Source organism: Vibrio sp. 10N.222.46.A1 (assembly GCF_041473595.1).
In the GTDB taxonomy this organism is placed as follows: domain Bacteria; phylum Pseudomonadota; class Gammaproteobacteria; order Enterobacterales; family Vibrionaceae; genus Vibrio; species Vibrio tasmaniensis_A.
The window spans coordinates 1-318 of record NZ_JBFRSN010000533.1 but is presented as its reverse complement, the minus strand read 5'-3'; the positions used below and the strand labels follow the sequence as shown (position 1 = coordinate 318).

1 protein-coding gene is annotated in these 318 nt (G+C 35.2%); it reads left to right on the top strand.

Annotation, left to right across the window (positions count from 1 at the left end):
* Nucleotides 1-16 precede the first annotated feature (16 nt).
* Nucleotides 17-318 (top strand): hypothetical protein (locus AB4496_RS15300; protein WP_372131293.1); only part of this gene is annotated, 302 nt, incomplete at its 3' end.

Sequence of the window (318 nt, the reverse complement as noted above, 5' to 3'; positions counted from 1 at the left end):
GTCTAGGATACTTGCTATGAATAAAGAAGAAGCAGAAAGAATTGCTAAATTATTAAAAAATTCTTCAGCAATTTCTCAATTAGAGTTACCTGCATTATTAGTTGGCGTGTTGGCATTGATCCCAGGAGTTGCAGACGAAGCTATTGTAGGTGTTGGTGCAATTGCTGTGTTTGCAGCTATAGCTATTGGTCGTAGGTATTTAATTAATAACCGAGAAAAATATCGTCTAGGTCTACAAAGAGCTCACAAAGAAAATTTACTATCGGATGACGCTTACAAAGAAGCAATTAAAGACCTAAATACATTAACAATTGAAGG